Annotated in this window: 20 protein-coding genes and 1 pseudogene; 10 read left to right on the forward strand and 11 right to left on the reverse strand. The window is 71.8% G+C overall.

The window, feature by feature from the left end; genetic code table 11:
* The first annotated feature begins 153 nt into the window (after positions 1 to 153).
* Positions 154 to 651, forward strand: coding sequence for a hypothetical protein (locus tag H343_RS0127385; protein ID WP_486587078.1), 498 nt, complete (start codon positions 154 to 156; stop codon positions 649 to 651).
* Between the two features lie 105 nt (positions 652 to 756).
* Positions 757 to 935 (forward strand): annotated as a pseudogene (locus tag H343_RS36185) (site-specific integrase); the annotation flags it as partial.
* Positions 936 to 1,048: 113 nt separating this feature from the next.
* On the opposite strand, the gene glnA reads toward H343_RS36185, so the two are convergent.
* The gene (glnA, locus tag H343_RS0127390) at positions 1,049 to 2,464 is read right to left on the reverse strand and encodes a type I glutamate--ammonia ligase (RefSeq protein ID WP_028433726.1); all 1,416 of its coding nucleotides are present in this window, start codon (positions 2,462 to 2,464) and stop codon (positions 1,049 to 1,051) included.
* 200 nt (positions 2,465 to 2,664) lie between these two features.
* Between glnA and H343_RS0127395 the strand changes: the two genes are divergently transcribed.
* The gene (locus H343_RS0127395; RefSeq protein WP_028433727.1) at positions 2,665 to 3,135 is read left to right on the forward strand and encodes an RDD family protein; all 471 of its coding nucleotides are present in this window, start codon (positions 2,665 to 2,667) and stop codon (positions 3,133 to 3,135) included.
* Positions 3,136 to 3,456: 321 nt separating this feature from the next.
* On the opposite strand, the gene H343_RS0127400 is transcribed toward H343_RS0127395, so the two are convergent.
* The 4 genes from H343_RS0127400 to lipB all read right to left on the reverse strand — a co-directional run bounded on the left by H343_RS0127400 (position 3,457) and on the right by lipB (position 6,374).
* A complete protein-coding gene (locus H343_RS0127400; RefSeq protein WP_028433728.1) occupies positions 3,457 to 4,146 on the reverse strand; it encodes a DUF4191 domain-containing protein in 690 nt (229 codons plus the stop codon).
* A 10-nt stretch (positions 4,147 to 4,156) separates the two neighbouring features.
* A complete protein-coding gene (locus tag H343_RS0127405) occupies positions 4,157 to 4,366 on the reverse strand; it encodes an SCO2195 family GlnR-regulated protein (protein ID WP_028433729.1) in 210 nt (69 codons plus the stop codon).
* A 146-nt stretch (positions 4,367 to 4,512) separates the two neighbouring features.
* Positions 4,513 to 5,445, reverse strand: coding sequence for a lipoyl synthase (gene lipA, locus H343_RS0127410; RefSeq protein ID WP_037905539.1), 933 nt, complete (start codon positions 5,443 to 5,445; stop codon positions 4,513 to 4,515).
* Between the two features lie 146 nt (positions 5,446 to 5,591).
* The gene (lipB, locus tag H343_RS0127415; RefSeq protein WP_028433731.1) at positions 5,592 to 6,374 is read right to left on the reverse strand and encodes a lipoyl(octanoyl) transferase LipB; all 783 of its coding nucleotides are present in this window, start codon (positions 6,372 to 6,374) and stop codon (positions 5,592 to 5,594) included.
* Between the two features lie 253 nt (positions 6,375 to 6,627).
* On the opposite strand from lipB, the gene H343_RS0127420 reads away from it, so the two are divergent.
* Complete coding sequence (locus H343_RS0127420) at positions 6,628 to 8,328, forward strand: NsdA family TPR-like regulatory protein (RefSeq protein ID WP_037905494.1); 1,701 nt, start codon at positions 6,628 to 6,630, stop codon at positions 8,326 to 8,328.
* 127 nt (positions 8,329 to 8,455) lie between these two features.
* On the opposite strand, the gene H343_RS0127425 is transcribed toward H343_RS0127420, so the two are convergent.
* From H343_RS0127425 to H343_RS0127435, 3 genes are all read right to left on the reverse strand, one after another.
* Positions 8,456 to 8,977 (reverse strand): DinB family protein, encoded by a 522-nt coding sequence (locus tag H343_RS0127425; RefSeq protein WP_028433733.1) that lies wholly within the window; start codon positions 8,975 to 8,977, stop codon positions 8,456 to 8,458.
* 65 nt (positions 8,978 to 9,042) lie between these two features.
* Positions 9,043 to 9,447, reverse strand: a complete 405-nt coding sequence (locus H343_RS0127430) for a GNAT family N-acetyltransferase (protein WP_028433734.1) — start codon at positions 9,445 to 9,447, stop codon at positions 9,043 to 9,045.
* Complete coding sequence (locus H343_RS0127435) at positions 9,444 to 10,757, reverse strand: sensor histidine kinase (protein ID WP_486587079.1); 1,314 nt, start codon at positions 10,755 to 10,757, stop codon at positions 9,444 to 9,446. Before H343_RS0127435 ends, H343_RS0127430 begins: the two co-directional genes overlap by 4 nt.
* 245 nt (positions 10,758 to 11,002) lie before the next feature.
* On the opposite strand from H343_RS0127435, the gene H343_RS33205 reads away from it, so the two are divergent.
* From H343_RS33205 to H343_RS0127465, 6 genes are all read left to right on the forward strand, one after another.
* Positions 11,003 to 13,456, forward strand: coding sequence for an MMPL family transporter (locus tag H343_RS33205; protein WP_078506154.1), 2,454 nt, complete (start codon positions 11,003 to 11,005; stop codon positions 13,454 to 13,456).
* Between the two features lie 269 nt (positions 13,457 to 13,725).
* Positions 13,726 to 14,097 (forward strand): isomerase, encoded by a 372-nt coding sequence (locus H343_RS0127445; RefSeq protein WP_028433736.1) that lies wholly within the window; start codon positions 13,726 to 13,728, stop codon positions 14,095 to 14,097.
* Complete coding sequence (locus H343_RS0127450) at positions 14,094 to 14,978, forward strand: Gfo/Idh/MocA family protein (protein WP_028433737.1); 885 nt, start codon at positions 14,094 to 14,096, stop codon at positions 14,976 to 14,978. The genes H343_RS0127445 and H343_RS0127450 overlap by 4 nt, the downstream gene beginning before the upstream one ends.
* Before the next feature lie 119 nt (positions 14,979 to 15,097).
* Positions 15,098 to 15,754 (forward strand): response regulator transcription factor, encoded by a 657-nt coding sequence (locus tag H343_RS0127455; RefSeq protein ID WP_028433738.1) that lies wholly within the window; start codon positions 15,098 to 15,100, stop codon positions 15,752 to 15,754.
* A gap of 101 nt (positions 15,755 to 15,855) precedes the next feature.
* On the forward strand, positions 15,856 to 18,969 hold the full coding sequence (locus H343_RS0127460) for an alpha-N-acetylglucosaminidase (RefSeq protein ID WP_028433739.1): 3,114 nt from the start codon (positions 15,856 to 15,858) through the stop codon (positions 18,967 to 18,969).
* A 148-nt stretch (positions 18,970 to 19,117) separates the two neighbouring features.
* A complete protein-coding gene (locus H343_RS0127465) occupies positions 19,118 to 21,190 on the forward strand; it encodes a hypothetical protein (protein WP_028433740.1) in 2,073 nt (690 codons plus the stop codon).
* A gap of 247 nt (positions 21,191 to 21,437) precedes the next feature.
* Here H343_RS0127465 and H343_RS0127470 read toward each other — a convergent pair whose 3' ends face one another.
* Genes H343_RS0127470 through H343_RS0127480 form a run of 3 tightly spaced genes read right to left on the reverse strand, consistent with a single transcriptional unit; the run spans position 21,438 to position 25,137 of the window.
* Complete coding sequence (locus H343_RS0127470) at positions 21,438 to 22,487, reverse strand: LacI family DNA-binding transcriptional regulator (RefSeq protein WP_028433741.1); 1,050 nt, start codon at positions 22,485 to 22,487, stop codon at positions 21,438 to 21,440.
* Complete coding sequence (locus H343_RS0127475) at positions 22,484 to 24,130, reverse strand: glycoside hydrolase family 13 protein (RefSeq protein ID WP_028433742.1); 1,647 nt, start codon at positions 24,128 to 24,130, stop codon at positions 22,484 to 22,486. Before H343_RS0127475 ends, H343_RS0127470 begins: the two co-directional genes overlap by 4 nt.
* 56 nt (positions 24,131 to 24,186) lie before the next feature.
* Positions 24,187 to 25,137: a carbohydrate ABC transporter permease gene (locus H343_RS0127480; protein ID WP_078506155.1), complete on the reverse strand. Its 951-nt coding sequence runs from the start codon at positions 25,135 to 25,137 to the stop codon at positions 24,187 to 24,189.
* Between the last annotated feature and the right edge of the window lies 1 nt (position 25,138).

The following is a 25,138-nucleotide window of genomic DNA, read 5'->3' on the forward strand; positions in this document are numbered from 1 at the left end:
CCGCTGACCTGCACCGACGACAAGAGTCAGAACTGAGCTGTTCTGGGTTTCGTAGCGGCCGGGATTGCTGGTTCTGAGACTCGACAGGGGGTTGTTGGGCTGCATTTGAGTCAACTCCTGTCATCTCGAGGGCGCTTCTGAGACCCTCCTCGCGTGGTCGCATCTCAGAACGGCAGTGATCTCGACGATGAAGCGGGCGCAGGTGCGCTGACGCGAGTGGCTCTGTTCCGTACGGAAGTTGAGAACCTGCGCGTGGAGGCGGTTCGCCAGGTACGCATCGCCCATCGCAGAGCGCAGCTTTGGGCTTACATGGATGTTGCCCTGGGCTTTCCGGCCGCTCTCCTGGCCGGTGTGTCCGGAGCCGCTGGGCTGGCGACAGAGGATGCACGGGTAGCCGCGGCAGTGCTGGCGCTAGTGGCAGCGGGGTTCTCGGCAGGCTCCGGGTTTCTGCGGAGCAATGCGCGGATGGTCGCCAACAAGCGCGCGCGGCAGGCCTGGGCGGCGCTGGAGGCAGAGACCCGCATCATGCTGGCGCGTGATGCGCACGAGAACGAACTCGACCCCCACGTCGCCCAAGAATCACTCCGTTCCCTGTTCACACACCGTCAGACCGCGTTAGCGGCCTACGAAGGGGAAGATGCGGAGGGGTAAGCCTAGGTGGCTCTCTGGAAGAGCGCTCCGGAGCGGCGGTGTCCTAGGTCGACAGTCCTGACGAAGTCAAAACCGTGATCGCGGTAGTAGCGGTGCAGCCCTGCGTTGTTGGACGCCGGTGAGAGCGTCAAGGCTCTGGCCGAGTACCTGGGGCATGGGGACCCGGTTTCACGCTGAGGACGTACACGCACCTCATGCCGAACAGCCAGGCACGCACACGGCGGGCCGTCGACAAGGCGCTCAATGGCGCAGCCGCCGACCGAAACGAGCCGCCGGCCACGTAGCTCAACGCGCCTCGCAGAAACGGCCGTGGGCCGCACCTCCCAGAGCGGGAAGTGCGGCCCACGGCCCGTGTACGGCCCAGGAGAGCGAATGAATGCTCGGACCTGCGCCGTTTCTAGATGTCGAAGTACAGCTCGAACTCGTGCGGGTGCGGCCGCAGCTGCATCGGTGCGATCTCGTTCTCGCGCTTGTACTCGATCCAGGTGTCGATCAGGTCCGCGGTGAAGACGCCGCCCGCCTGCAGGTACTCGTTGTCCGCCTCCAGTGCGTCGAGGACCGCGGGCAGGGACGTGGGGACCTGCGGAACGCCCGCGTGCTCCTCGGGGGCGAGCTCGTAGAGGTCCTTGTCGATCGGTTCGGCCGGCTCGATCTTGTTCTTGACGCCGTCGAGGCCCGCCATCAGCAGCGCCGAGAAGGCCAGGTACGGGTTCGAGGACGGGTCCGGGGCGCGGAACTCGACGCGCTTGGCCTTGGGGTTGGAGCCCGTGATCGGGATGCGCATCGCGGCGGAGCGGTTGCGCTGGGAGTAGACCAGGTTGACCGGGGCCTCGAAGCCGGGCACCAGGCGGTGGTAGGAGTTCACCGTCGGGTTGGTGAAGGCCAGCAGCGACGGGGCGTGCTTGAGGATGCCGCCGATGTAGTAGCGGGCGGTGTCGGAGAGGCCGGCGTAGCCCTGCTCGTCGTAGAAGAGCGGGGAGCCCTCGTTCCACAGCGACTGGTGCACGTGCATGCCGGAGCCGTTGTCGCCGAAGATCGGCTTGGGCATGAACGTGGCGGTCTTGCCGTTGCGCCAGGCGGTGTTCTTCACGATGTACTTGAAGAGCATCAGATCGTCGGCGGCGGCGAGCAGCGTGTTGAACTTGTAGTTGATCTCGGCCTGTCCGGCGGTGCCCACCTCGTGGTGCTGACGCTCGACCTGCAGGCCGGCCTTGCCCAACTCCAGGCTGATCTCGGCGCGCAGGTCGGCGAAGTGGTCGACGGGCGGGGCCGGGAAGTAGCCGCCCTTGTAGCGGACCTTGTAGCCGCGGTTGCCGCCGTTCTCGATGGTGCCGGTGTTCCAGGCGCCGGCCTCGGAGTCGATGTGGTAGTAGCCCGCGTTGGCCTTGGTCTCGAAGCGGACGTCGTCGAAGACGTAGAACTCCGCCTCCGGGCCGAAGAACGCCGTGTCGGCGAAGCCGGAGGAGGCGAGGTATGCCTCGGCCTTCTTCGCCACGTTCCGCGGGTCACGGCTGTACTGCTCACCGGTGATCGGGTCGTGGATGAAGAAGTTGATGTTGAGGTGCTTCTCCGTGCGGAACGCGTCCACACGTGCCGTGCTCAGGTCCGGGACGAGCGCCATGTCGGACTCGTGGATGGCCTGGAAGCCGCGGATCGACGATCCGTCGAACATCAGGTTCTCGTCCGGGTCGAAGGACTCGGCCGGAACCGTGAAGTGCTGCATGATGCCCGGCAGATCGCAGAATCGGACGTCGATGAACTTCACATCGTTGTCCGCGATGTACTTCTTGGCCTCGGCGGCGTTCTGGAACATCCAACTCCTCCTAATCCCGCCGCGGAGGGACGGGAATTGCTCGGGACGCAGGCCAGTGCGGTGGCGCACGCTGGGGCCGACGATAAACAGGGGCGATTTCTCAAGCGTGACCCGGCTGTTTCACCGATGTTAACCAGACATCCGCCCGACCCCGGTGACCTGCGGACAAGGTCATTTCCCCGGCGCGCTACCGTTGTCGCGTGAACAACAGGGATGCAATCGGCTCGTGGCTCTCGGGCCCCCGCGCCGCGGCGGAGGACATGGGCGCGGATTTCGGCTACCGCGGCGAGCGGCTGGGTCTGCCGCCGGACGGCCCCGGTTCCGTCGCGTCTCTCGGACGCCGCGTGGCCGCCCTCTTCATCGACTGGGCGATCGCCGTGCTGATCTCGTACGGGCTGCTCTCGGACGGTGAGCCGGGGACCGCCAACAACTGGGCGCTGGCCGTCTTCCTCACGATGAGCCTGCTGACCGTCGGCACGGTCGGCAGCACGCCCGGCAAGCGGCTGCTGCGGATCCGTGTGGTCGCGGTGGACGGCCTGGGCAGGCTGGTGCTGTGGCGGGTGGCCGTACGGACGCTCCTGCTCGGGGCGGCCGTCCCCGCGCTGGTGTGGGACCGCGACGGGCGCGGTCTGCACGACAGGCTCTCGGGAGCGGTCCAGGTCCGGGTGTAGCCGGCCGGTGCCGCCCTGCGGCGGGTCCGGCCACTGGGCCGGACCGGGTTCCGCGGCGCCGGGCCGGGTTCCGCGGCGGAGTCGGGACAGCCGCCCGGCAGCCCGCTCGAAGCGTCGCCGCCGGGCCGCAGGTGTCCCGTGTGCGTTCCCCGCGCGGGCCGCGCCCTGTGCGAGCGGCGGGCGGAATCACCCGCCGCCCCGCACGTCCGTCCATCTGTCCGTGAGGCGAGCCTCGCGCCGTACGTTCCCACCCGCGGGCGGGCTCGTACGGCGCTCCGCGAACGGTGCTGCATCAGTCCTGCTGCCCGAGCAGTGCTGCTCTCAGCGTCCGCCCTGGCCCCGCGGCATCCGCATGCCCTTGGGCATCGGGCCCTTGGGGACGGGCATGTTGCTCATCAGGTCGCCCATCGCGCGCAGCCGGTCGTTGACCTGCGTGACCTGCCCGCCCGCCAGCACTCGCGGCAGCTTCAGCAGCGTGGTGCGCAGCTTCTTCAGGCTCACCTGGCCGGCGTCGTCGCCCACGATGAAGTCGTGCACCGGCACGTCCGAGACGACGCGCGCCATGCGCTTCTTCTCGGACGCCAGCAGGGAACGCAGCCGGTTCGGATTCCCTTCGCCGACCAGGACGATGCCCGGCCTGCCGACGGCACGGTGAACAACGTCCTGGCTGCGGTTCATCGCGACGGCCGGATTGACCGTCCAGCCGCGGCCGATGTTCTCCAGCACGGCCGCCGCCGCGCCGGGCTGGCCTTCCATCTGACCGAACGCCGCCTTCTCGGCACGCCGTCCGAAGACGATCGCCATCGCCAGCAGGCCCAGGACCGCGCCCAGGATGCCCGCGTAGACGGGGTGCCCGATCAGAAAGCCGATGGCGAGGAGTACACCCAAGGTGACAAGCCCCACGCCGGCCAGAATCCAGCCGATGGCCCGGTCAGCACGCCGGGTCATCTTGTACGTCAGGGCAATCTGCTTGAGCCGCCCCGGGTTCTCGGAGTCTTCCTTCCTCGCCATGCGGGGAAGTTTACGTGGCGGTGGGCCTGCGGGTCGCCGCGGCCTCCAGTACGCGCTGTGCCTCGGTCCGGGCGACCGCACGGCGGCGGTCCTCGAGGACCGCTGTCCAGGCGTTACGGCGCGCGGTCTGCTGGCCCCTGCCGAACAGCAGGCTCTCGAAACTCTCCAACGCGCGCAGCGTAGTCTGCAAGGCTCTTCCCTCCGTCATCTCGCGTGGCATGCATGAACGGTGTGTGCAGCCATCGTCACCGTTAGGTGTTACCAGCGGATGACCAGCGGGTCAAAGGCTGCGAACGCTGGTGCGGCCAACGTCACGTCACGGGCGGCGAAAAGCACGCCGCCGCGTGCCGCGGCGTGTGTCGTGGCTCACGCCGCCCGTGCGTCGCGGGCCTCGACGGCCTGCTTGTAGAGACGCCCGGCGCGGTAGGAGGAGCGCACCAGAGGACCGGACATGACGCCTGTGAATCCGATCTCCTCGGCCTCCTGCTGCAGCTCGACGAACTCGTGCGGCTTCACCCAGCGCTCCACCGGGTGGTGCCGCGGCGTCGGGCGCAAGTACTGGGTGATCGTGATCAGTTCGCAGCCCGCACCGTGCAGGTCGCGCAGCGCCTCGCTGACCTCTTCGCGCGTCTCGCCCATTCCGAGGATCAGGTTGGACTTGGTGACCAGGCCGTCCTCACGTGCACGGGTGATCACCTCCAGCGAGCGCTCGTAGCGGAAGGCGGGGCGGATGCGCTTGAAGATGCGGGGCACCGTCTCGACGTTGTGCGCCAGCACCTGGGGACGGGAGGAGAAGACCTCGGCAAGCTGCTCGGGGACGGCGTTGAAGTCCGGGATCAGCAGTTCGACGCCGGTGTCGGGCATCGCCCGGTGGATCTGGCGGACGGTCTCGGCGTAGAGCCAGGCGCCGCCGTCCTCCAGGTCGTCGCGGGCGACGCCGGTGATCGTGGCGTAGCGCAGCTCCATCTGCTGCACGGACTCCGCCACGCGCCGGGGCTCGTCACGGTCCAGCTCGGCGGGCCTGCCGGTGTCGATCTGGCAGAAGTCGCAGCGGCGGGTGCACTGTTCGCCGCCGATGAGGAAGGTGGCCTCGCGGTCCTCCCAGCATTCGAAGATGTTGGGGCAGCCGGCCTCCTGGCAGACCGTGTGCAGCCCTTCGCGCTTGACCAGGTCCTGAAGAGCGTTGTACTCGGGGCCCATCTTCGCCCGGGTCTTGATCCACTCCGGCTTGCGTTCGATGGGGGTCTGGCTGTTGCGGACTTCAAGGCGGAGCAATCGCCGGCCATCAGGCTTCGGCATTGACTGCCCGTCGGGTGCGACAGCGGACACGTCCGGCTCCCTACGTACTTTCGATTCCTCGGCGAATATCAGGGTACGCCCATCGCTCCATCTGTCATCCACCGCCGGTGGCCTCACAGAGACAGGCAGGGGACGGGTGGCGGCCCTCACACGGCGCGGGGCAGCGGCTCCGTCGACTCCAGGACCTCCCGCAGGTGCTTCTCCACCACGGGCAGCACCTCGGAGACCGCTGCGGGGCGGCCCAGTTCGTTCGAGAGCGAGGTGACGCCCGCGTCGCGGATGCCGCAGGGGACGATCCGGTCGAAGCAGGTGTTGTCCGGGTCGCAGTTCAGCGCGAAGCCGTGCATGGTGACGCCCTTGGCGACGCGGACACCGATGGCACCGATCTTGCGGTCCTCGCCGCGCTGGCCCGCGTTGGAGGGCGCGTACTCCGGGCCCGCCAGCCGCGGGTCGAACTCCTCGTCCGCGGGCCGTGGGTCGAAGTCGAGGGAGAGCCCGCCCAGGGGCGGCCGCTTCTCGACGGGGTCGCCGAGCACCCAGGCGCCGCTGCGGCCCTCGATGCGGGTGGTCTCCAGGCCGAAGTCGGCGCAGGCGCGGATCATGACCTCCTCGAGGCGCCTCACGTGCGCGATGACGTCCACGGGGCGGGGCAGTTTCAGGATGGGGTAGCCGACGAGCTGCCCGGGGCCGTGCCAGGTGATCTTGCCGCCGCGGTCGACGTCCACGACGGGGGTGCCGTCGACCGGGCGCTCCGCCGGCTCGGTGCGGCGGCCGGCGGTGAAGACGGGTGTGTGCTCCAGCAGCAGACACGTGTCGGGGATCTCGTCGGCGAACCGGTCCGCGTGCACCCGGCGCTGTTCCTGCCACGCCTGCTCGTACTCCACGGCTTCGGCGCCGAACCCCAGATGGACAAAGCGCAGCTCGCTCACGACTCCTCCAAAGTCGACTCGGCGCGCTTCCGGTGTCCCGTGCGGTGTCGCTGTGCGGTGTGCTTCCGGCCCGCGCCCTGTGGCAACTGTACGGCTGGCCGGCCCCGCTCCGGCAGCCGGTCACCTCCTCACACGTACGGATGAAAGCGTGGCGAACCGGGCGAGCCTGACATGAGAGATCGCTACATTCGCGCCGTTCCGCAGGGCGCCCCGGCGTCTGCCGCAAGCCGTAGGGCAGGAGACCGTAAAGCTGATGACGATGGAACGAACTGGGGACTCCTCCGCCCAGTCCTCCCCGCAGCGCATCCCCAACCGCCAGCTCGCCGCGCTCATCGCCGAGGCCGGCTTCTCCAACGCCGGGCTGGCCCGGCGCGTCGACCAGTTGGGCCTGGAACACGGACTCGACCTGCGCTACGACAAGACGTCCGTGACGCGCTGGCTGCGGGGCCAGCAGCCGCGCGGCACGACGCCCGCGCTGATCGCCGAGGTCTTCACGCGCCGTCTCGGCAGGAGGCTGACCGCGCAGGATCTGGGCCTGGACGCGTGCGCGCCCGTCTACGCCGGCCTCGAGTTCGCCTCCACGCCGGTTGAGGCGGTGGACATCGTCAGCGGGCTGTGGCGCAAGGACTCCGGCAGCCACGCGGAGCTGCGGAAGATCGCCTTCACCCCGGCGGGCCTGGTGGTGCCCAGCCGCGACTGGCTGATCGGCCGTCCCGACGAGCGGGTGGGGCGGGGCGTCGACGCGGAGCCGGGCCAGTCGGTGCCGGCAGGCGCGGGTACGGGCGGCGGGGCGGGGCTGCGTCCGCCCGGCGGCGGAGGCGCAGCGGCCGGTGCGGGCGGTTCGCCGGTCAGGGCGGTCAGGCAGGGGCCGGGCGGCGGGCCCGGCGGTCTCCGCGTCCCCTCGCAGGTGCGCGGCCAGGGGCACGTACCGGGCGGGCCCGGTCCGCACCCGCCGCCGGCGGCTCCGGGCGCCGGCCCCGCCCTGCGGGCGGCATCCGGTGCGGCACGTGCCGAGCGCGAGCGGCCGGACCGTACGGAGCGCGGCCCCGGCCAGCGGGTCACCGCGGGGGACGTCAACGCGCTGCGCTCCGTCGGCGAACTCTTCCGCGCCCTCGACCACGCCTACGGGGGCGGCCACGCCCGGCAGGCGCTGGTGCGGTACCTGGAGCACGAGGCGGAGCCGATGCTGCGCGGCGTGTACGGGGAGCAGCTCGGGCGGCGCCTGTTCGGCGCGACGGCCGACCTCACACGGCTTGCGGGCTGGACGTCGTTCGACATCGCGGCGCACGGGCTCGCCCAGCGCTACTTCGTGCAGGCGCTGCGTCTGGCGCAGGCGGCCGGCGACCGGGCGTACGGCAGCTACGTGCTGGTGACGATGAGCCGGCAGGCGGTCTACCTGGGGCACGGCCGGGAGGCCGTGCAGCTCGCCCGGGTGGCGCAGCAGGGCGTGGGCGGCGCGGCACCGCCGGTGGTGCAGGCGCTGCTGCACACCGCCGAGGCCCGCGGGCACGGCGTACTGGGCGAGGTCCGGGCGTGCACGTCCTCCCTGGCCCGTGCGGAACGGGCGCTGGAGGCGGCGAAGACGGGAGAGGACGTCCCGCCGTGGGCCCGGTTCTTCGACGAGGCGCAGTTCGCCGACGAGACGGGGCACTGCCACCGTGACCTGCAGCAGTACCGGGCGGCGGCCCTGCACGCGGAGCGCTCGCTGCAACTGCGCGGTGCGGGTTTCGCGCGCAGCCGTCTCTTCTGCCGTGTGGTCCTTGCGACGGCACGGCTGGGGCTGGGTGAGGTCGAGCAGGCGTGCACGCTGGCGGCGGAGGCGGCGCAGCAGGCGGCGGAGATGCGCTCGGTGCGGGCGCACGAGTACGTACGGGACTTCGAGCGGAGGCTGGAGCCGTACCGGGACGCCGCGCCGGTGCGCGGCTACCGGGAGCGGGTGGCGGCGCTGAGCTGAGCGGCGGCGCGGCCCGGGGCGCGGTTCCTGCGCCGCGCCCTCGCCGGCCCCTTCACCGGACTTCCGCGCCGCCCCTCGCCGCGCTCCCGCCCGCCCCGTTGCCGGGCGGAGGTCCCGCGGCTCCGGCTCACTCGCCGGTGCGTCCGTCGATGTGCTCCCGTATCAGGTCGGCGTGGCCGTTGTGCCGGGCGTACTCCTCGGTGAGGTTCAGGAACAGCCAGCGCAGATCGGCGAGTTCCCCGTGGGGGCGCCGGAAGGTCTCGTCCGGGGAGCGTCCCTCGGTCGCGGCCCGGGCGGCGGCGACCTCCCGGTGGTAGATCTCGAAGTCGCCGGGGGCGCTCTCGGGGGTGCCGTCCTCGAAGTCCCCTTCCAGGTTGTCCCTGGTGTAGAAGATCCACGGCAGGTCCTTCTCGCCGCCGAAGTGGGTGCGGAACCACCAGCGTTCGACATCGGCCAGGTGCCGTGCGAGGCCGAGCAGGGAGAGCGTGGAGCGGCCGAGGGGGCGCAGCGCGAGCTGCTCGCCGGTCAGTCCGCCGCACTTGTGCAGGAAGGTGGCCCGCTGGAAGTCGAGGGCGGCCTCCAGCGCCGTCCTCTCGCCGGCGACGGTGTCGCGCTCGGGGCGGCGCACTTCGGGAGTCGTCCATGTCATGCCGCTCACGCTACCCACGACCGCCGACAGCGGGAGAGGCGCGAACCCGCCCCGGCCCCGGGCGTTCAGCCCAGCCACCGCAGCCCGGCCGCCGTGGGCCGGAAGCCGCACCGGGCGTAGAAGGCCGTCAGATGCTGCTCGTGGTCGACGTGCAGCCATCGGGCCCCCGCCCGCCGTGCCTCGTCGGCGGCGCACCGTACGAGCCGCTCCCCCACACCCTGACGCCGCTCGTCGGGACGGACGGTCGTGTCCAGCACGAAGGCGTGGATGCCGCCGTCGCCGACGACGTTGACGTAGCCGACGAGTCCGTCACCGCGGAAGGCGGCGGCCCACACGAGGCTGCGCGCGAGACGGGGAGCGAATTCGGTGCGGCGGTGATCGGGCCAGGACGCGGCGAAGAGGGCGTTGAGGTCGCCGTCGCCCAGCGGCGGACGCACCTCGATGCGCAGCGGTCCGGGGCCGGGTGTCATCGCCGCGAGATCATCTCGCAGGGGACTTCCATGGTCACCATCGTCGGCCCTCCGGGCGGGCTGCTGACGGCGAGGATGCCGTCGAACTGGCCCAGGCGCCGCTCGATGCCGGCCATGCCCGATCCCTTCTCCAGGTCGGCGCCGCCCCGTCCGTCGTCGGTGACCGCGATGCGGAGCATGCCGCCGGCCGATTCGCTGTAGTGGATGTCCAGCCAGACGTGCTCGGCGCGTGCGTGCTTGGCGGCGTTGGTGAGGACCTCGCTGATGGCGAAGTACGCGGCGGACTCGACGGGTTCGGTGAAGCGGCCCGGCAGGTCGACGTCCGCCTCGACGGGCACCTGCACGCGCAGGGCGAGGGCCTTCGCGGCGTCACCGAGGCCGCGTTCGGCGAGGACGGGCGGGTGGATGCCGCGTACGAGGTCCCGCAGTTCGGTCAGCGCCTCGGCGGAGTTCTCCCGCGCCTGTGCGATGAGCTTCTTCGCCTGTGCCGGGTCCTTCTCGATGAGCGCCTCGATGGTGCCCAGGCTCATGCCCATGGAGACCAGCCGGGCCTGCGCGCCGTCGTGGAGGTCGCGTTCGATGCGGCGCAGTTCGGCGGCGGAGGAGTCGACGGCGTCGTGCCGCGTCTCGTAGAGCCGCTCGACCCGCTGTTCGAGCTGCTCGCCGCGGCTGGGCGAGATCATGCTCTTGACGATGTGGAAGTGGCCCTGGATGAAGTGGGGGTTGACCCACAGCGAGAGCGTGAGCAGGGCGGCGCCGAGCACGGCGCACAGCAGTGCCGTTCCGAAGCCCTCGACGGGGATGAAGCCGTACCAGTAGTTGTGCTGCACGGCCCGCCAGAGTCCCGCGAGGATGACGAGGCCCTCGATGCCGTAGGCGATCAGCGCGGGCGGGAAGAGGGCGGAGACGAAGCCGCCGACCGCGTCGGTCAGCAGCCAGAGCAGGTCGCGCCACGTCGCTGGTTCCCTCAGCAGCCGTACGGTCTGCTTGGCCAGGCCGCCCGCGCCTCGGGCCGGCGGGAGGGGACGGTAGGGAACGGGGACGGTGATGCCCGCCCAGTCGCTCGCGAGACCGCGCCGCTGGTTGGCGTGCATGCGGATCAGGTGCGTGACCGCGGGCGTGGTGAAGAGGCCGACGCCGAGCAGGACGAAAGCGATCGACAGGACGCCCGCGATGAACAGGGCGAGCGAGACGCCGAGCGACAGCAGGCACAGCGCGAGCCCGCGCACCGCCGCCAGCAGCGCCCCGCGAGTACGCCCGCGCAGCCGGGGACCGCTCACGGCCCACTCCACTTCCGCTTGCTGGGACACCTCACGCGCTCCTTCTGCCCGTACCCGCACACCGTCCGCCGTTGTCCGCGGGTGCTGCTCCAGTCTGCGCCGTGCGGACAGCCGGCGGGAGGGGGACCGGCACCCGAAGCGGGTGTACCTGGCTACACCCCCGGGGGCCGCCCTTCGTCACCGGGAGAGGGGGCTTCGGCGGCTGGGGAGGCGACGGGAGCGTTCCTAGCGTCGTGGCCACACCCGATCCGGCCCACACGAGGGGGAACTCAGCGATGCGCGACAGGACGGGCCCGAACAGGCCCAGCAGGCGCTACAGGCCGAACAGACCGCACAGTCCCGGCACAGCGGACGCGCCGGACCGGCGGGCCCGTCCCGGCGGCACGCCGGAAGGGCCGGGGCGCGGCGGTCTGGCCGGGCGGCTCGGCGGGTGGAGCACGCGCCACCGCCGGGCGGCGGTCCTCGGCTGGCTGCTGTTCGTGGTGCTGGCCGCCACCGCCGGCGGCGTGACGGGCGTGGCCGAGCCCGGCGACTCCGAGGACGGGGTGGGCGACTCCGCCCGCGCCGCCCGCATCCTGGAGGACGCCGGGATCGAGGAGCCCGCGGGCGAGATGGTGATGGTGACCAGCACCACGCCCGGCGGCTGGCGGGAGGCCGCCGCCGATGTGGCCGCGGCCGTCGAGGACACCGGCCGGACGGGGCAGGCCCAGGAACCGGTGCCCTCCGAGGACGGCACCGCCGCCCTGGTGCACTTCAGCGTCGAGGGCGACCCGGAGACCGCGGGCGACCGTGTGCAGCCGGTCATGGACGCGGTGGAGAAGGTGGCGGCGGCCCACCACGGCCAGGGCGTCACGGTCCACCAGTACGGGCAGGCCAGCGCCGACAAGTGGCTCGGCGAGATGCTCAGCGAGGACTTCGCGAGGGCCGAGTGGACGGCCGTACCACTGGCCCTGGGCATCCTGCTGGTCGCGTTCGGCGCGCTGGTCGCCGCGCTGCTGCCGGTGGGGCTCGCCGTCACGGCGTTCATCGCGGCCAACGGGCTGCTGGCTCTGGTCTCGCACCGGATGCACATCTTCGAGACCACCAACTCCGTGATGCTGCTGATGGGTCTGGCCGTCGGTGTCGACTACTGCCTGTTCTACCTGCGCCGGGAACGTGACGAGCGTGCGGCCGGACGGGACGCCGAGACGGCGCTGCGGGTGGCGGCGGCCACCAGCGGACGCGCGGTCCTGGTCTCGGGGCTGACGGTGATGGTGGCGATGGCGGGCATGTTCCTTTCCGGGCTGCTGCTGTTCAAGGGCTTCGCCGTGGCCACCATCCTGGTCGTCCTGATCGCGATGCTCGGTTCGGTGACGGTCCTGCCCGCGCTGCTGTCCTGGCTGGGCGACCGCGTCGAGCGCGGCAGGCTCCCCCTCGCGGGCCGCCGCAGACGGGAGGGCGGGGCGGGCCGACGCCGGGAGAGCGGCTGGATCTCGGCGACGGTGCTGCGTCCCGTGCTGGCGGCGCCGGGGGTCTTCGCCGTGCTCGCCACGGTGGTGATGCTCGTACTGTCCGCGCCGGCGCTCGGCATGAAGACCGAACAGCTCTCCCTCGACAAGCAGATGCCCGCGGACTCGCCCCTGCGGATCAGCGCGGAAGCGATCCGCGAGACCTTCCCCGGCGATCCCGCACCCGCCCGCGTCGTGGTCAGGACCGAGGACGTGGACGCACCGGAAGTACGCGCGGCGCTGGCCGGCTTCACCGACCGTACGCGCGGCGGCGAGCACTTCGACGGGAAGGCCGTCACGACTGTTCACCGCGCCGCCGGAGTCGTGGAGATCTCCGTCCCCCTGGCCGGGGACGGCACCGGCGCCACATCCAAGGCCGCGCTCGAGGAGCTGCGCGGGACCCTCGTTCCGCGGATGCTGGAGCCGGTGGCGGAGGACGGACAGGCGTATGTGGGCGGCGAGCTGGCCAACTCCGTGGACTTCAACGGTCAGCTCCGCGACGGCATCGTGCCCGTGTTCGTCTTCATCACCGCCGTGACGTTCCTGCTCATGCTGGTCTGTTTCCGCTCGCTGCCCGTCGCGCTCGCCTCGGTCGTGCTCAACCTGCTGTCGGTGTCGGCGGCGTACGGCGTGATGACGGCTGTCTTCCAGCACGGCTGGGGCGCGGAGCTGCTGGGCACCGAGGCGGTCGGGGCGATCGAGGCGTGGATGCCGCTGTTCGTGCTCGTGGTGCTGTTCGGGCTGTCGATGGACTACCACGTCTTCGTGGTCTCCCGTATCCGCGAGGCCCGTCAGCGGGGTGTTCCCACGCGCGAGGCGATCCGCGAGGGCGTACGTGCCACGGCGGGGGCGGTCACCGGCGCCGCCGTGATCATGGTGGCGGTCTTCGCGGTGTTCGGAACGCTGTCCATGCAGGACATGCAGCAGATGGGCGTGGGCCTGGCCGTGGCCGTGCTGCTGGACGCGACGGTCGTACGGATGGTGCTGCTGCCCGCGGTGATGTCGCTGCTCGGCGAGCGCAACTGGTACCTGCCGCGGTGGCTGCGCGGGCTGCCCGGAGCGGGGCATGCCACTCCCTCCGGCACGGGCCCCGCCTCCTTCCCGGAGGGTCACGCCTCCTCCCCGGAGCCGCACGCCGGCACGAGTCCCGCACCACCGCAGCCGTCCGGTCACGCCGAGAGCGGCGGGGACGGGCACTCCGGACGCCAGGACGCTCCGCACGTGCCGGCAGGAGGTCACTGATCCGTCCCCGCGCGCACGGTACGCGGGCGTCGTGCACGTGGTGCGCAAGCGCCGTGCACGTGCGCGGCGCGCGGCGTGACGCACGTGCAGGACACGTCGGCGCTGCCCGTCACCGTGGCCACCGGGCCGCTGGTGACGGGCAGCGCGCGATGCTCGGTTTGCGCAGCTCAGAGCAGTGACCGGTCGCCGCTCCACAGGCGTCCCGCGGGAGGGGAACGGCCCGGCGAGCTTCTCCCGCGGGGCGCCGCGCCACCCCGTACGCTGCCCCCATGCCGCACATCACCGTCGACTATTCCGATGCGCTCGCCGACACCTTCGACCGCCGCGGCTTCGGGCTCGCCCTGCATCCGCTGCTGGCGCGCACCGTCGAGGGTTCCGTGACGGGCTGCAAGACCCGGTTCCGGCAGATCGAGGAGTGCGTGATCGCGGACGGCACGCAGGACGTCGCCATGCTCCACGTCGAGGTCGCGCTGCTGTCCGGCCGCACGCCCGAGGCGAAGGCGGAGCTGTCGCGCGCGGTGCTCGGTCTGGCCCGCGACCATGTCAAGCCGATGCCCGGCGTCACCCTGCATACTTCTGTGGACGTGTGCGAGCTCGCCCGCGGCAGCTACGCAAGCCACACCGAGGAGGAACACCCTTGAAGTTCGGACTGCTGGGCACGGGACCGTGGGCGGCCGGTACGCACGGTCCCGCCCTCGCCGCGCACAAGGACGTGGAGCTGGCCGGTGTGTGGGGCCGCCGTCCCGAGGCGGCCGGAGAGCTCGCGGCCGCTCTGCAGACCCGTACGTACGACGACGTCGACGCGCTGCTGACCGACTGCGACGCGGTGGCGATCGCCCTTCCCCCCGATGTGCAGGCCCCGTTGGCCGTACGGGCGGCAGAGGCGGGCTGCCATCTGCTGCTGGACAAGCCTGTCGCGACCACTCCGGGCGCAGCGCGCCAGGTCAGCGAGGCGGTGAGAGCCGCCGGCGTCGCCTCCGTGGTCTTCTTCACCCTCCGCTTCAGCCCGTCGACGGCCGGCTGGATCGACGAGCAGGCCCGTACGGAGGGCTGGTTGACGGGCCGCGCGGACTGGCTCTCCCCGGTCTTCGCCGGAGGCGACTCCCCTTACGCGGCGTCGCCGTGGAGACGCGAGAGGGGCGCCCTGTGGGACATCGGACCGCACGCGCTTTCCGCCCTGCTGCCGGTGCTGGGCGATGTGACCGACCCGTCGGCGGTGCGCGCGGTGCGCGGCGCGGGCGACACGGTGCACATGATCCTGCGGCATGCGGGGGGCGCATCCAGCACGTGCACGGTCAGCCACTCCGTACCGCCCGCCGCCGCGGGGGTCGCCGCCGAGGTCAGGGGCACGGCGGGAGCGGAATCGATGCCCGAGCGGCACGAGTCACCCGTGGACGCCTTCTCGCATGCCGTGGACGCGCTGTGCGAGGCCGCGCGTACGGGCCGTCCGCACGCCTGCGATGTGCGCTTCGCGGAGCGGGTGACGCAGATCCTCGCGCGGGCGGAATCCGAGCTGGACTGACGACGGGCACGGGCTTCGCGCCGTCAGCAGCCGGGGTCCTCGGTTGTGCCCGCAGGTGACCGCGTCCGGCCGGTAGATTCATGGGGCGTCCCCCGCCCGCCGGCCACCGTGGAGAATCCGTGCGCGTCGTCATCGCCGAAGACCTGTTCCTGCTGAGGGACGGTCTGGTCCGCATGCTGGAGGCGTTCGACTTCGAGATCGCCGCCGCCGTCGACAACGGGCCGGAGCTGAGCCGCGCGCTGGAGCAGCTCGAACCGGACGTCGCCGTCGTGGACGTCCGTCTGCCGCCCTCCTTCAGCGACGAGGGGCTGCAGTGCGCGCTGAACGCCCGCCGCAAGCGCCCCGGGCTGCCCGTGCTCGTCCTCTCCCAGCACGTGGAGCAGCTCTACGCGCGGGAGCTGCTCGCCGACGGCACGGGCGGCGTCGGCTATCTGCTCAAGGACCGGGTCTTCGACGCGGACCAGTTCATCGACGCGGTGCGCCGCGTCGCCGGGGGCGGCACCGCGATGGACCCGCAGGTGATCCAGCAGCTCCTCTCCCGGCGCGCGCAGGACAAGCCCATGGGGAGACTCACAGCCCGCGAGCGGGAGGTGATGGAGCTGATGGCGCAGGGCCGTTCCAACGCGGCAATCGCGACGCAGCTCTTCGTCACCGAGCGGGCCGTCGCCAAGCACACGTCCAACATCTTCGGCAAGCTCGGCCTTCCGCCGTCCGACGACGACAACCGGCGGGTGCTCGCCGTCCTCACATATCTGGACGGGGCCGACCGGGGCTGACCGGCCACAGCCTGCCGCGCCTCTCGTATAAGCACACCGCACTCCATTAGCGTGCGCAGCACACAGCGGTGAAAGCGATTGCTTGAGAAGTGGAGCACGCCTTGGAGGACATCAACAGACGCACACTTCTGGGTACGGCCGGCGCGATCGGTGCGAGTGCGGCGCTCGGCGGCAGCGCGGCCCCGGCAGCAGCCGGTACGGACACCGTCGCGGCCGCCGCCCCCGACATGGCGCACGCACAGGCCGCGGCACGAAGGCTGCTCCCCGACCACAGCGGGCAGATCAAGTTCACCGCCCTGCCGGACGGCGGGGAGAGATTCCGCGTCTCCGGCAGCGAGGGCAGCATCGAGGTCGCCGGCACCTCCCCCGCCGTCACCCTGACCGGTCTGCACTGGTACCTCAAGTACACCTGCCGGGCCCACATCTCCTGGGCGGGCAGCCAGCTGGAGCTTCCCGCTCAGCTGCCCGCACCTCAGAGCCCGCACGAGCGCGAGGCCACCGTCCCCCACCGCTTCATGCTCAACGACACCCACGACGGCTACACCGCCCCGTACGCCGACTGGGAGCACTGGGAGCGCTTCATCGACGTGATGGCGCTGCACGGCTGCAACGAAGTGCTCGTGACGGCCGGTTCGGAAGCCGTCTACCACCGGCTGCTGAAGGACTTCGGCTACTCCGACGCCGAGGCACGCCGCTGGATCCCCGCACCCTCGCACCAGCCGTGGTGGATGCTGCAGAACCTCTCCGAGTACGGCGGTCCCATCACCTCCGGCATGCTCCAGCGCCGTACTGACCTGGCCCGCCGCATCGTGGACCGGCTGCGCGAGCTGGGCATGCACCCCGTGCTGCCGGGCTATTTCGGCACCGTCCCCGGGGACTTCTCCAAGCGGAACCCCGGCGGGACGACCGTCCCCCAGGGCGACTGGAACGGACTGCCACGGCCTGCCTGGCTGGATCCGCGCACCGCCGTCTTCCGCAGGGTCGCCGCCGCCTACTACGCACACCAGAAGGAGCTCTTCGGCCAGATCCGGCACGTCAAGATGGACCTGCTCCACGAAGGCGGCAAGGCCGGGAACGTGCCCGTGCCGGACGCGGCCCGAGCCGTGGAGAAGGCACTGCAGACGGCCCTGCCCGGCGCGACATGGATGATCCTCGGCTGGCAGCACAACCCCCGGCGCGAGCTGCTGGACGCCCTCACCCAGAAGAGCCGCGCACTCGTCGTCGACGGCCTCTCCGACCTGGAGCGGATCACCGACCGCGAGTCGGACTGGGGCGAGATCCCCTATGCCTTCGGCACCATCCCCAACTTCGGCGGGCGCACGACGATCGGCGCCAAGACCCACATGTGGACCGAGCGGTTCACCGCCTGGCGCGACAAGACGGGCAGCAAGCTCGCCGGCACCGCGTACATGCCGGAGTCCAGCCACCGCGACCCGGCGGCCTTCGAGCTGTTCAGCGAGCTGGCCTGGCGTAAGGAGCCGGTGGAGCGCGACCAGTGGTTCGCCGACTACGCGCGGCTGCGCTACGGCGGCGACGACGCCGAGGCGCGCAGCGCCTTCGCGACGCTGCGCGCGACCGCGTACGAAATCAGCAGCACCGACGGACGTCCCCACGACAGCATCTTCGCCGCCCGCCCCAGCCTCACGGCCCGCTCCGGCGCCCACTACGCGACGCACAGCCCGGCCTTCGACCTCGCCGAGTTCGACCCGGCACTCACCGCGCTGCTGAAGGTCGGCGAATCGCTGCGCACCAGCGACGCCTACCGCTACGACCTGGCCGACACGGCTCGCCAGGCGCTCGCCAACCGCTCGTGGCTGCTGATCGGCCAGCTCAAATCCGCCTACGACCGCAAGGACCTGGCCGGTTTCCGCAAGATCAGCACCCTGTGGCTTTCGCTGATGAGCCTGAGCGAGGAAGTGGCCGGAACGCACCGCTCGTTCCTGCTGGGGCCGTGGCTCGCGGACGCGCGCCGCCTCGCCGGCGGCGAGACGGCCGACCAGGACCACTCGGAGCACACCGCCCGCAGGCTGCTCACCACATGGGCGGACCGGCCCGCCGCCGACAAGGGCCGCCTCGCGAACTACGCCAACCGCGACTGGCAGGGCCTCATCGGCGACTTCCACCTCCCGCAGTGGCGTACCTATCTGGAGGCGCTGGAGGACGCCCTGGCGCAGGGCAGGGCACCCAAGGCCTTCGACTGGTACGAGATCGAGGAGAAGTGGACACGCGAGACCAAGGAGTACGCGCAGCGGCCGACCGCTGACGCCCACACCGTCGCCAAGCGTGTGGAGACCGCGCTGGCCAAGGCGCCCTACCAGGGCAGCGTCTCGGTCAAGTCCGAACCGGCCACGCTCAGTCCGGGCGGCCGGGGCGAGTTCAGCGCCGAGTTCCGCAACGAGAGCGGCCTGCGCCCCACCGGCACCGTCGACTTCTCCCTGACCGGTCTGCAGAACGCCGAGCCGCAGGGCTCCACGTCCGTCCTCCAGGTCGAGCAGGGCGAACGGGCCACCGTCCGCTGGCGGGTGCGGGCACCCGAGGACGAGCTGAAGACGCCCCTCGTGCCGATGAGTTACGAACTGGCCGTGGAGTTCGGGCCGGAGGGCGAGCGCCGCGTGCGCATGCCGCAGCAGGGCAGGCTCTTCGTCGCGGGGCCGCTGGACGACGGGCTGTCCACCGTCAGCACCAACGACGCCGTCTTCGGCCAGCTCGGTGACCGCTTCGCCGTCGACGGCGCGGGTGACGACATGTGGCGGGGCACCAGCCACTTCGGTGCCGTCTACCGCGAAGGAGCCCTGCGCGACGGCGGTTCCGTCACCCTGCGCGTCACCTCGCAGGAGACGACCGGTCCTTGGGCACGGGCGGGCATCATCGTCCGCAACGACCTGCCGGGTGCGGCCTCGCCCGGCTTCGTCAACCTGGCGGTGACGCCCGCCAACGGCGTGGTTCTCTCCTACGACTCCGACGGCGACGGCGCTCTGGACACCTACCGGCGTGTCATCGGCGTCAAGGCTCCGGTGCTGCTGCGCCTCCACCGCGAAGGCCACTCCTTCCGCGGCGAACTCTCCACGGACGACGGCGCGAACTGGCGCAAGGTGGGGACGGTCGCGGTCTCCGGCGTCGGCGCCCGGCAGGACGCGGGCCTGTTCATGTCCGCGACCAACGGCGGCAACGGGGCGCGCGGGACTGTGGAGTTCACCGACTGGGACATGAGCTGAGCGCACCGGTCCCCCAGGCGGATGGCGAGGGGCCACGACCGGCCGGTCGTGGCCCCTCGCCATGCCCGGCCCGCACGTCCCCCGGGTCCGGTGCCGCGCCGCACGGGGGTGGCGCGTCAGGTGACCAACGACGCGATCGTTCGTTCTCGTGAACGTGGCCTTTTCGCAGACGACTTCGCAGCAGCAGCCCCGGAGACCGGCACATCCGCCCGTCGTGGGGTCCCTCGATGTCGAGCGCGCCGAGGCCGCGCTCGTGGAGCACTATCCGCGGCTGGTGCGGCTGGCCTATCTGGTGCTGCCGCCGTCGACGCCCAGGCACCGGCGGGTACTGAAGGCGCACTCTCTCGTACAGCGGGCGCTGCCGCGGGGACGCGGTTCCGGCGGGCAGGCGGGGGCGAGGCGGTCGTCGTTCCCCGGGCAGCGGCGCAGTGCCGCCTACCGGCCGCCCGGAGACAGGCGGCGGGGCGGCAGCGACCGCGCGGCCGGAGAGGCGTACGCGCACCTCTCGGCCCGAGTACTGAGGGCGGCACTCGCAGCGGAGCGCCCCCGCCGCATCGGCCCGTGGAAGCTGCGGCCGCTCCCGCCGCGCCCCGGTCTCTTCCCGCGTGTGTTCGGGCTGCGTCTCTTCCCGCGCTCCGGAGGCGCCGACGAACTCGCCCTCGACCAGGCGATGTCGAGAGTCCCGGGTGCCGCGCGGGCGGCGTATGCGCTGCGCGGCCTGGAGGGTATGACGGACGCCGAGGTGCGTCGCATGCTCACCGCGGCCGGAGTGCGGGACCCGCTCGCGGCGCTGTCCGACGCGGACACGGTACGCGGGCCGCAGGGCAACAGGGCCCGTGCCCTGTTGAGTTCGGCGGAGTTCGACCCGTGCTCACTGCAGGCCGGGCCCACCGATCTGATGCGGCGGCGCCAGCACGGGCGGGCGGCTCTCGCGGCAGTGGTGGCGGTCGTGATCTGCGGCGGGCTGCTCGGGCTGCCCGACGGGTCGTGGGGACCGGACGGTGCGGCCGCGCCGTCGTACGCCCGTAACCCGTCGGCCGAGAAAGCCCTGGACCCGCAGGAGTTGGTCCGGGTCTCCCCCAGCGCTTGGAAACGCTCCTCCCGCACGGACTTCTCCTCCTGGCCCGTGCGCGGCGATCTCACCGGCGACAGCGGACTGCTGCGCCGGGCTCTGGCCGTATGGGCGCGGCCCGGCCGGCAGGTGACGGTGTCGGCGACCCGGGGCACCCCCGCCGGGCCTCCCGCGGGCCCGCCGCATCTGCTGTACGCGGGCCGGGTGGACGGCGCGAGTGTCGTCGTGCTCCACGACGGGCTGCGGGTGGCGCGCTACGCGGAGCCCGAGGGCGCCGACGAGGGCGGTGCCGTGCTGGACCTGGCCCGCACGGACGGGGCGGAGGCGTCGTCCGCCGCGGCGCTGGTGATCTCCCGCAGCGACACCAACGTCCGCTATCTCACCGCCCCTTGGGTGGCCCGTGCGGCGGAGGCCGATCTGCTGCGGCCCGAGGACCACGGCCGTGCCCTCAAGCGCGATGAGGACGGGGTGACCGCGTCGGTGACGGGCCCGGACACCCGTTCGCGTGCCTGCACGCGCTGGCCGGGGCTGCTGCTGACGGACCGGTCTGCGGGCGGGGCGGACGACCCGGCTCCCCGTCTCTACACGGATCTGGGCGAGTTGACGGCCGTGCGGCTCACCAGCGGCTCACCGGGCGGACAGCCCTCCGAGGCGACGGGCAGCACGGCGAGGGCCGTTCTCGCCCGAACCGCGTGCGGGCTGCGGACGATGGTGGGCGGCGGCGTACGGTCGGTCAACACCTGGCAGTTCGCACGGCAGTTGCTGCCGGACGGTGGCGGCGTCGCGTCCTGGTCGTGCACCCGCGGTGAGACATGGCGAGGGCAGGGAGCCACCGTGGTCGGGGGATTCCTTCCGCCCTCGGAGGAGCCGGACGAACCGGCGCTGATCTCCGCACGCGCCTCGGACACCATCGCGTGCGGACCGCGCCGGCCTCATGCGGTCAGTGGTGTCCCGTGGAAGTCGTCCACCGGGGACCGGTACGTACTGGCTGCCGGGAGCCGTCACGTCACCGGTATCAGCGCGGCGGGCGGAGACGGGCCGTACGGTTCCTCCTCCGGCCGCACGCTGACGCTGCCCGCCGAGAAGGGGTCGGGGGCGAAGATCAGCGCACGGCTCGCGGACGGACGGACGCTGCGCGAGCCCCGCTGACACCCCTCCCGGGCGGGCGAAGGGCGGGGTGCCTGCTCGGCGAACCGCCGTCCGTTCGGGGTTCCCTCAGCGTGATGACCGGCCCGACCGGCCGGGCGCGTGCGGTCCGCCGTACGGGCGGAACCACCGGCCGGCCGGACCGGAGAGCAACGGCACGGGACGGGGCGTGAAGTGACAGCCGTGCGGATCGGGACGGCGGCCGGGAACCGGGGCGGTCCCGGCCAGTCCCCGTGCCCGGACCGGGCTGTCACGTCACCTTCGTGCCCTGTCCGTGCCCGGGGGAGGGCGCACCTCCCGTGGACCCCCGTACCACCAGCTCGGGCTGGAAGACGAACTCCGTCTGCGGGACAGGGTTCTCACGGATCTCCTCCAGCAGCGTGTGGACGGCCGCGTTGGCCATGGCCCGTACGGGCTGGCGGACCGTCGTCAGCGGCGGATCGGTGAAGGCGTTCAGCTCGGAGTCGTCGTAGCCGACGACCGAGACGTCGCGCGGCACGTCGAGTCCGCGCCTGCGGGCGGCTCTGACCGCGCCCAGCGCCATCAGGTCGCTGCCGCACACGATGCCCGTGCAGCCCTCGTCCAGCAGGTCCTGGGCAGCGGCGTGCCCGCCCTCCACCGTGAAGAGGGTGTGCCGCACGCGGGCCGCCGCGTCCTGCCCGTCCCCGCCGAGTGCGGCGAGGAAGCCCTCCGCCTTGCGTCGGGCGGGCACGAACCTGTCGGGTCCGACGGCCAGTCCGATCCGCTCGTGGCCCAGTTCCCTCAGGTGCCGTACGGCGATCTGGGCCGCCATCCGGTCGTCCGGGGAGACGAACGGCGCGGCGATGTGCTCGTTGTAGCCGTTGACGAGGACGAACGGCACGCCGCGCCCTGCCAGTCGGGCGTAGCGGTCCGTGCCGGCGGTGAGGTCGGCGTGCAGGCCGGAGAGGAAGATGATGCCGGTGACGGCGCGTTCGACGAACTGGTCGACGAGTTCGTCCTCGGTCGCTCCGCCGGGCATCTGGGTGCCGAGCACGGGCGTGTAGCCGTACCCGCTCAGTGCCTGCTCGATGACCTGGGCGAACGCGGGGAAGATGGGGTTGGTCAGCTCCGGGATGACGAGTCCGACCAGTCCGGCGCTGCGCTGCCGTATGCGTACGGGCCGTTCGTATCCGAGCACGTCGAGAGCGGCAAGCACCCGCTGCCTGGTGGAAGCGGCCACTCCCGACTTGCCGTTGAGCACCCGGCTGACGGTCGCCTCGCTGACCTGTGCCTGTCCGGCGATGTCGGCGAGGCGGGTGGCGGGCAGCACCGCGGTCATGCGGCGGGCTCCTTGGTCCACCAGACGGTGGTGTCCGCGGGAAGGAGCGCACCGCCGTCGTACGGCCCGCTGGCGAGCAGCAACTCCCCTGGCAGGGCCGGGAGTTCGACGGGGTCCGAAGTGGTGTTGACCGTGCACACGAAGCTGCCGCGCCGGAAGGCCAGGACGCCGGCGGGCGCGGGCAGCCACTCCACCGACCCGCCCGCGCCGAGGCCGTCCTGCTCGCGGCGCAGACGCAGCGCGGCGCGGTACAGCTCCAGCGTGGAGCCCGCGTCGCCCGTCTGTGCGGCCACGGACAACTCGCCCCATCCTTCCGGCTGCGGCAGCCAGCTTCCGCCCGTCCCGAATCCGCAGGAGGCCCCCTCCCTCTCCCAGGGCAGCGGGACGCGGCAGCCGTCGCGGAGGCCGTCCTGACCGGTCTCGCGGAAGAAGGAGGGGTCCTGGCGGGCCTCGTCGGGCAGGTCGGTGACCTCGGGCAGCCCGAGTTCCTCCCCCTGGTAGATGTAGGCGGAGCCGGGCAGCGCCAGCATCAGCAGCGAGGCGGCACGCGCGCGGGGCAGGCCGCCGCCCAGACGGGTTCGGTGGCGTACGACGTCGTGGTTGGAGAGCACCCACGTCGCGGGGGCGCCGACGGGGCTCATCGCGCCGAGCGATTCGGTGATGACCTCACGCAGCGCTTCGGCGTCCCAGCCGGTCTGCAGGTAGTGGAAGTTGAACGCCTGGTGCAGCTCGTCCGCGCGCACGTAGAGGGAGGTGCGCTGCGCGCTGGGCGCCCATGCCTCGGCCACTCCGATCCGCTCTCCGGGGTACTCCTCGAAGACGTGCCGCCAGTCGCGGTAGATCTCGTGCACGCCGTCCTGGTCGAAGAAGGGCAGCTGATGGTTGCCCAGCAGGCGCAGTTGGCCGGGCCGGCCCATGTCGGGGAGTCCGGGGGCCTTGACCATGCCGTGTGCGACGTCGACCCGGAAGCCGTCGACGCCCATGTCGAGCCAGAAGCGCAGTACGGTGCGGAACTCGTCGCGGACGGCGGGGTGTTCCCAGTTGAAGTCGGGCTGCTCGGGGGCGAAGAGGTGGAGGTACCAGTCGCCCTGGCTCCCGTCGGGGTTCTTCACCCGTGTCCAGGCGGGGCCGCCGAAGACCGACTCCCAGTCGTTGGGGGGCACTTCGCCCCGCTCGCCCTTGCCGGGCCGGAAGTGGTAGCGCTCGCGGGAGGGTGAACCGGGGCCTTCGGCCATGGCGCGCCGGAACCACTCGTGCTGGTCGGAGGAATGGTTGGGCACGATGTCGACGATCACGCGGAGGCCGAGGCCGTGCGCGTCCTCGATGAGGGCCGCGGCGTCGCGGAGGTCGCCGAAGCGGGGGTCGACGGCACGGTAGTCGGTGACGTCGTACCCGCCGTCGGCCTGCGGCGAGGAGTAGAAGGGGCTGAGCCACACCGCGTCCACGCCCAGACCGGCGAGATAGGGCAACCGGGCCCGTACGCCCGCGAGATCGCCCATGCCGTCGCCGTCACCGTCGGCGAACGAACGCGGATAGACCTGGTAGATCACCGCCTCCCGCCACCAGTCCGTACGGTCGCCCGCGGGCGTGCGAAGGGCGCGGTCAGCCGTGGGGGGCGGGCCTGCGGCGTGATGCTCGGTCATGTCATCCCTGGAGTAGAGGTGGGTGCGGCGGTCGGGACGCGCCGGCGGCGCGGGGGTCAGGACTTGGTCGCACCTGCGGTCAGTCCAGCGACCAGATGGCGCTGTGCGAAACCGAAGACGAGCGCGGCGGGGACGGCGATGATGACGGCGGCGGCGGTCATCGAACCCCAGTCGGAGCCGTAGCGGTTGACGAATGTCTGCAGGCCGCCGGCGAGAGTGAGGTTCTCCTCGCCGGTCATGAAGGCCGTGGCGTAGGCGACTTCGGCCCAGGCGGTGACGAAGGTGTAGAAGCCGGTGACGGCCAGTCCGGGCCGTGCCAGGGGCAGGATGAGCCGCCAGAACGTGCCGAAGGGGTTGAGGCCGTCGACACGTCCGGACTCGTCGATGTCGACGGGGATGCTGTCGAAGAAGCCCTTCATCATCCAGGCGCAGAAGGGCACCGCGATGGTGAGGTAGGTGATGATCAGTCCGACGGGCTGGTTCAGCAGCCCGAGATTCGCCATCGTGTTGTAGAGGGGCACGATCAGCACCGCCATCGGGAACATCTGCGTGATCAGCAGCACCCACATCAGCGGACGCATCCCGGGGAACCGGAAGCGGCTGATGGCGTAGCCGGTGGTGGCGGAGATGAAGACGCCGATGAGGGTCGTCCCCAGCACCACCAGCAGCGAGTTGCCGAACCATGTCAGGAAGCGGGTGTCGGCGACCACGTGTGTGTAGTTCTCGACGGTGAAGTTCTTGACCAGGGCGGCCGAGAACGACTCGCTCTCGGGCTTGAAGGAGGTCACCAGCAGCCACAGGGGCGGGAAGAGCGCGACGGCGGTCGCGGCGAGCAGCCCGGCGTGCAGTCCGAGGGAGGCGAGCGGGCCCCGTTCGCCCCTTCTCCTGGGTGCGCCGGCCGCCGTGGCGGAGGTCACCGGGGCGGAGGTTCCCGGCGCGGAGGTCTTGCCCACCGCGGTCCTCTGCGCGGAGTTCTCCGGGGCCGGCGACCCGAGTGCGGAGCCCATG

The organism is Streptomyces sp. TAA204 (genome assembly GCF_000424965.1).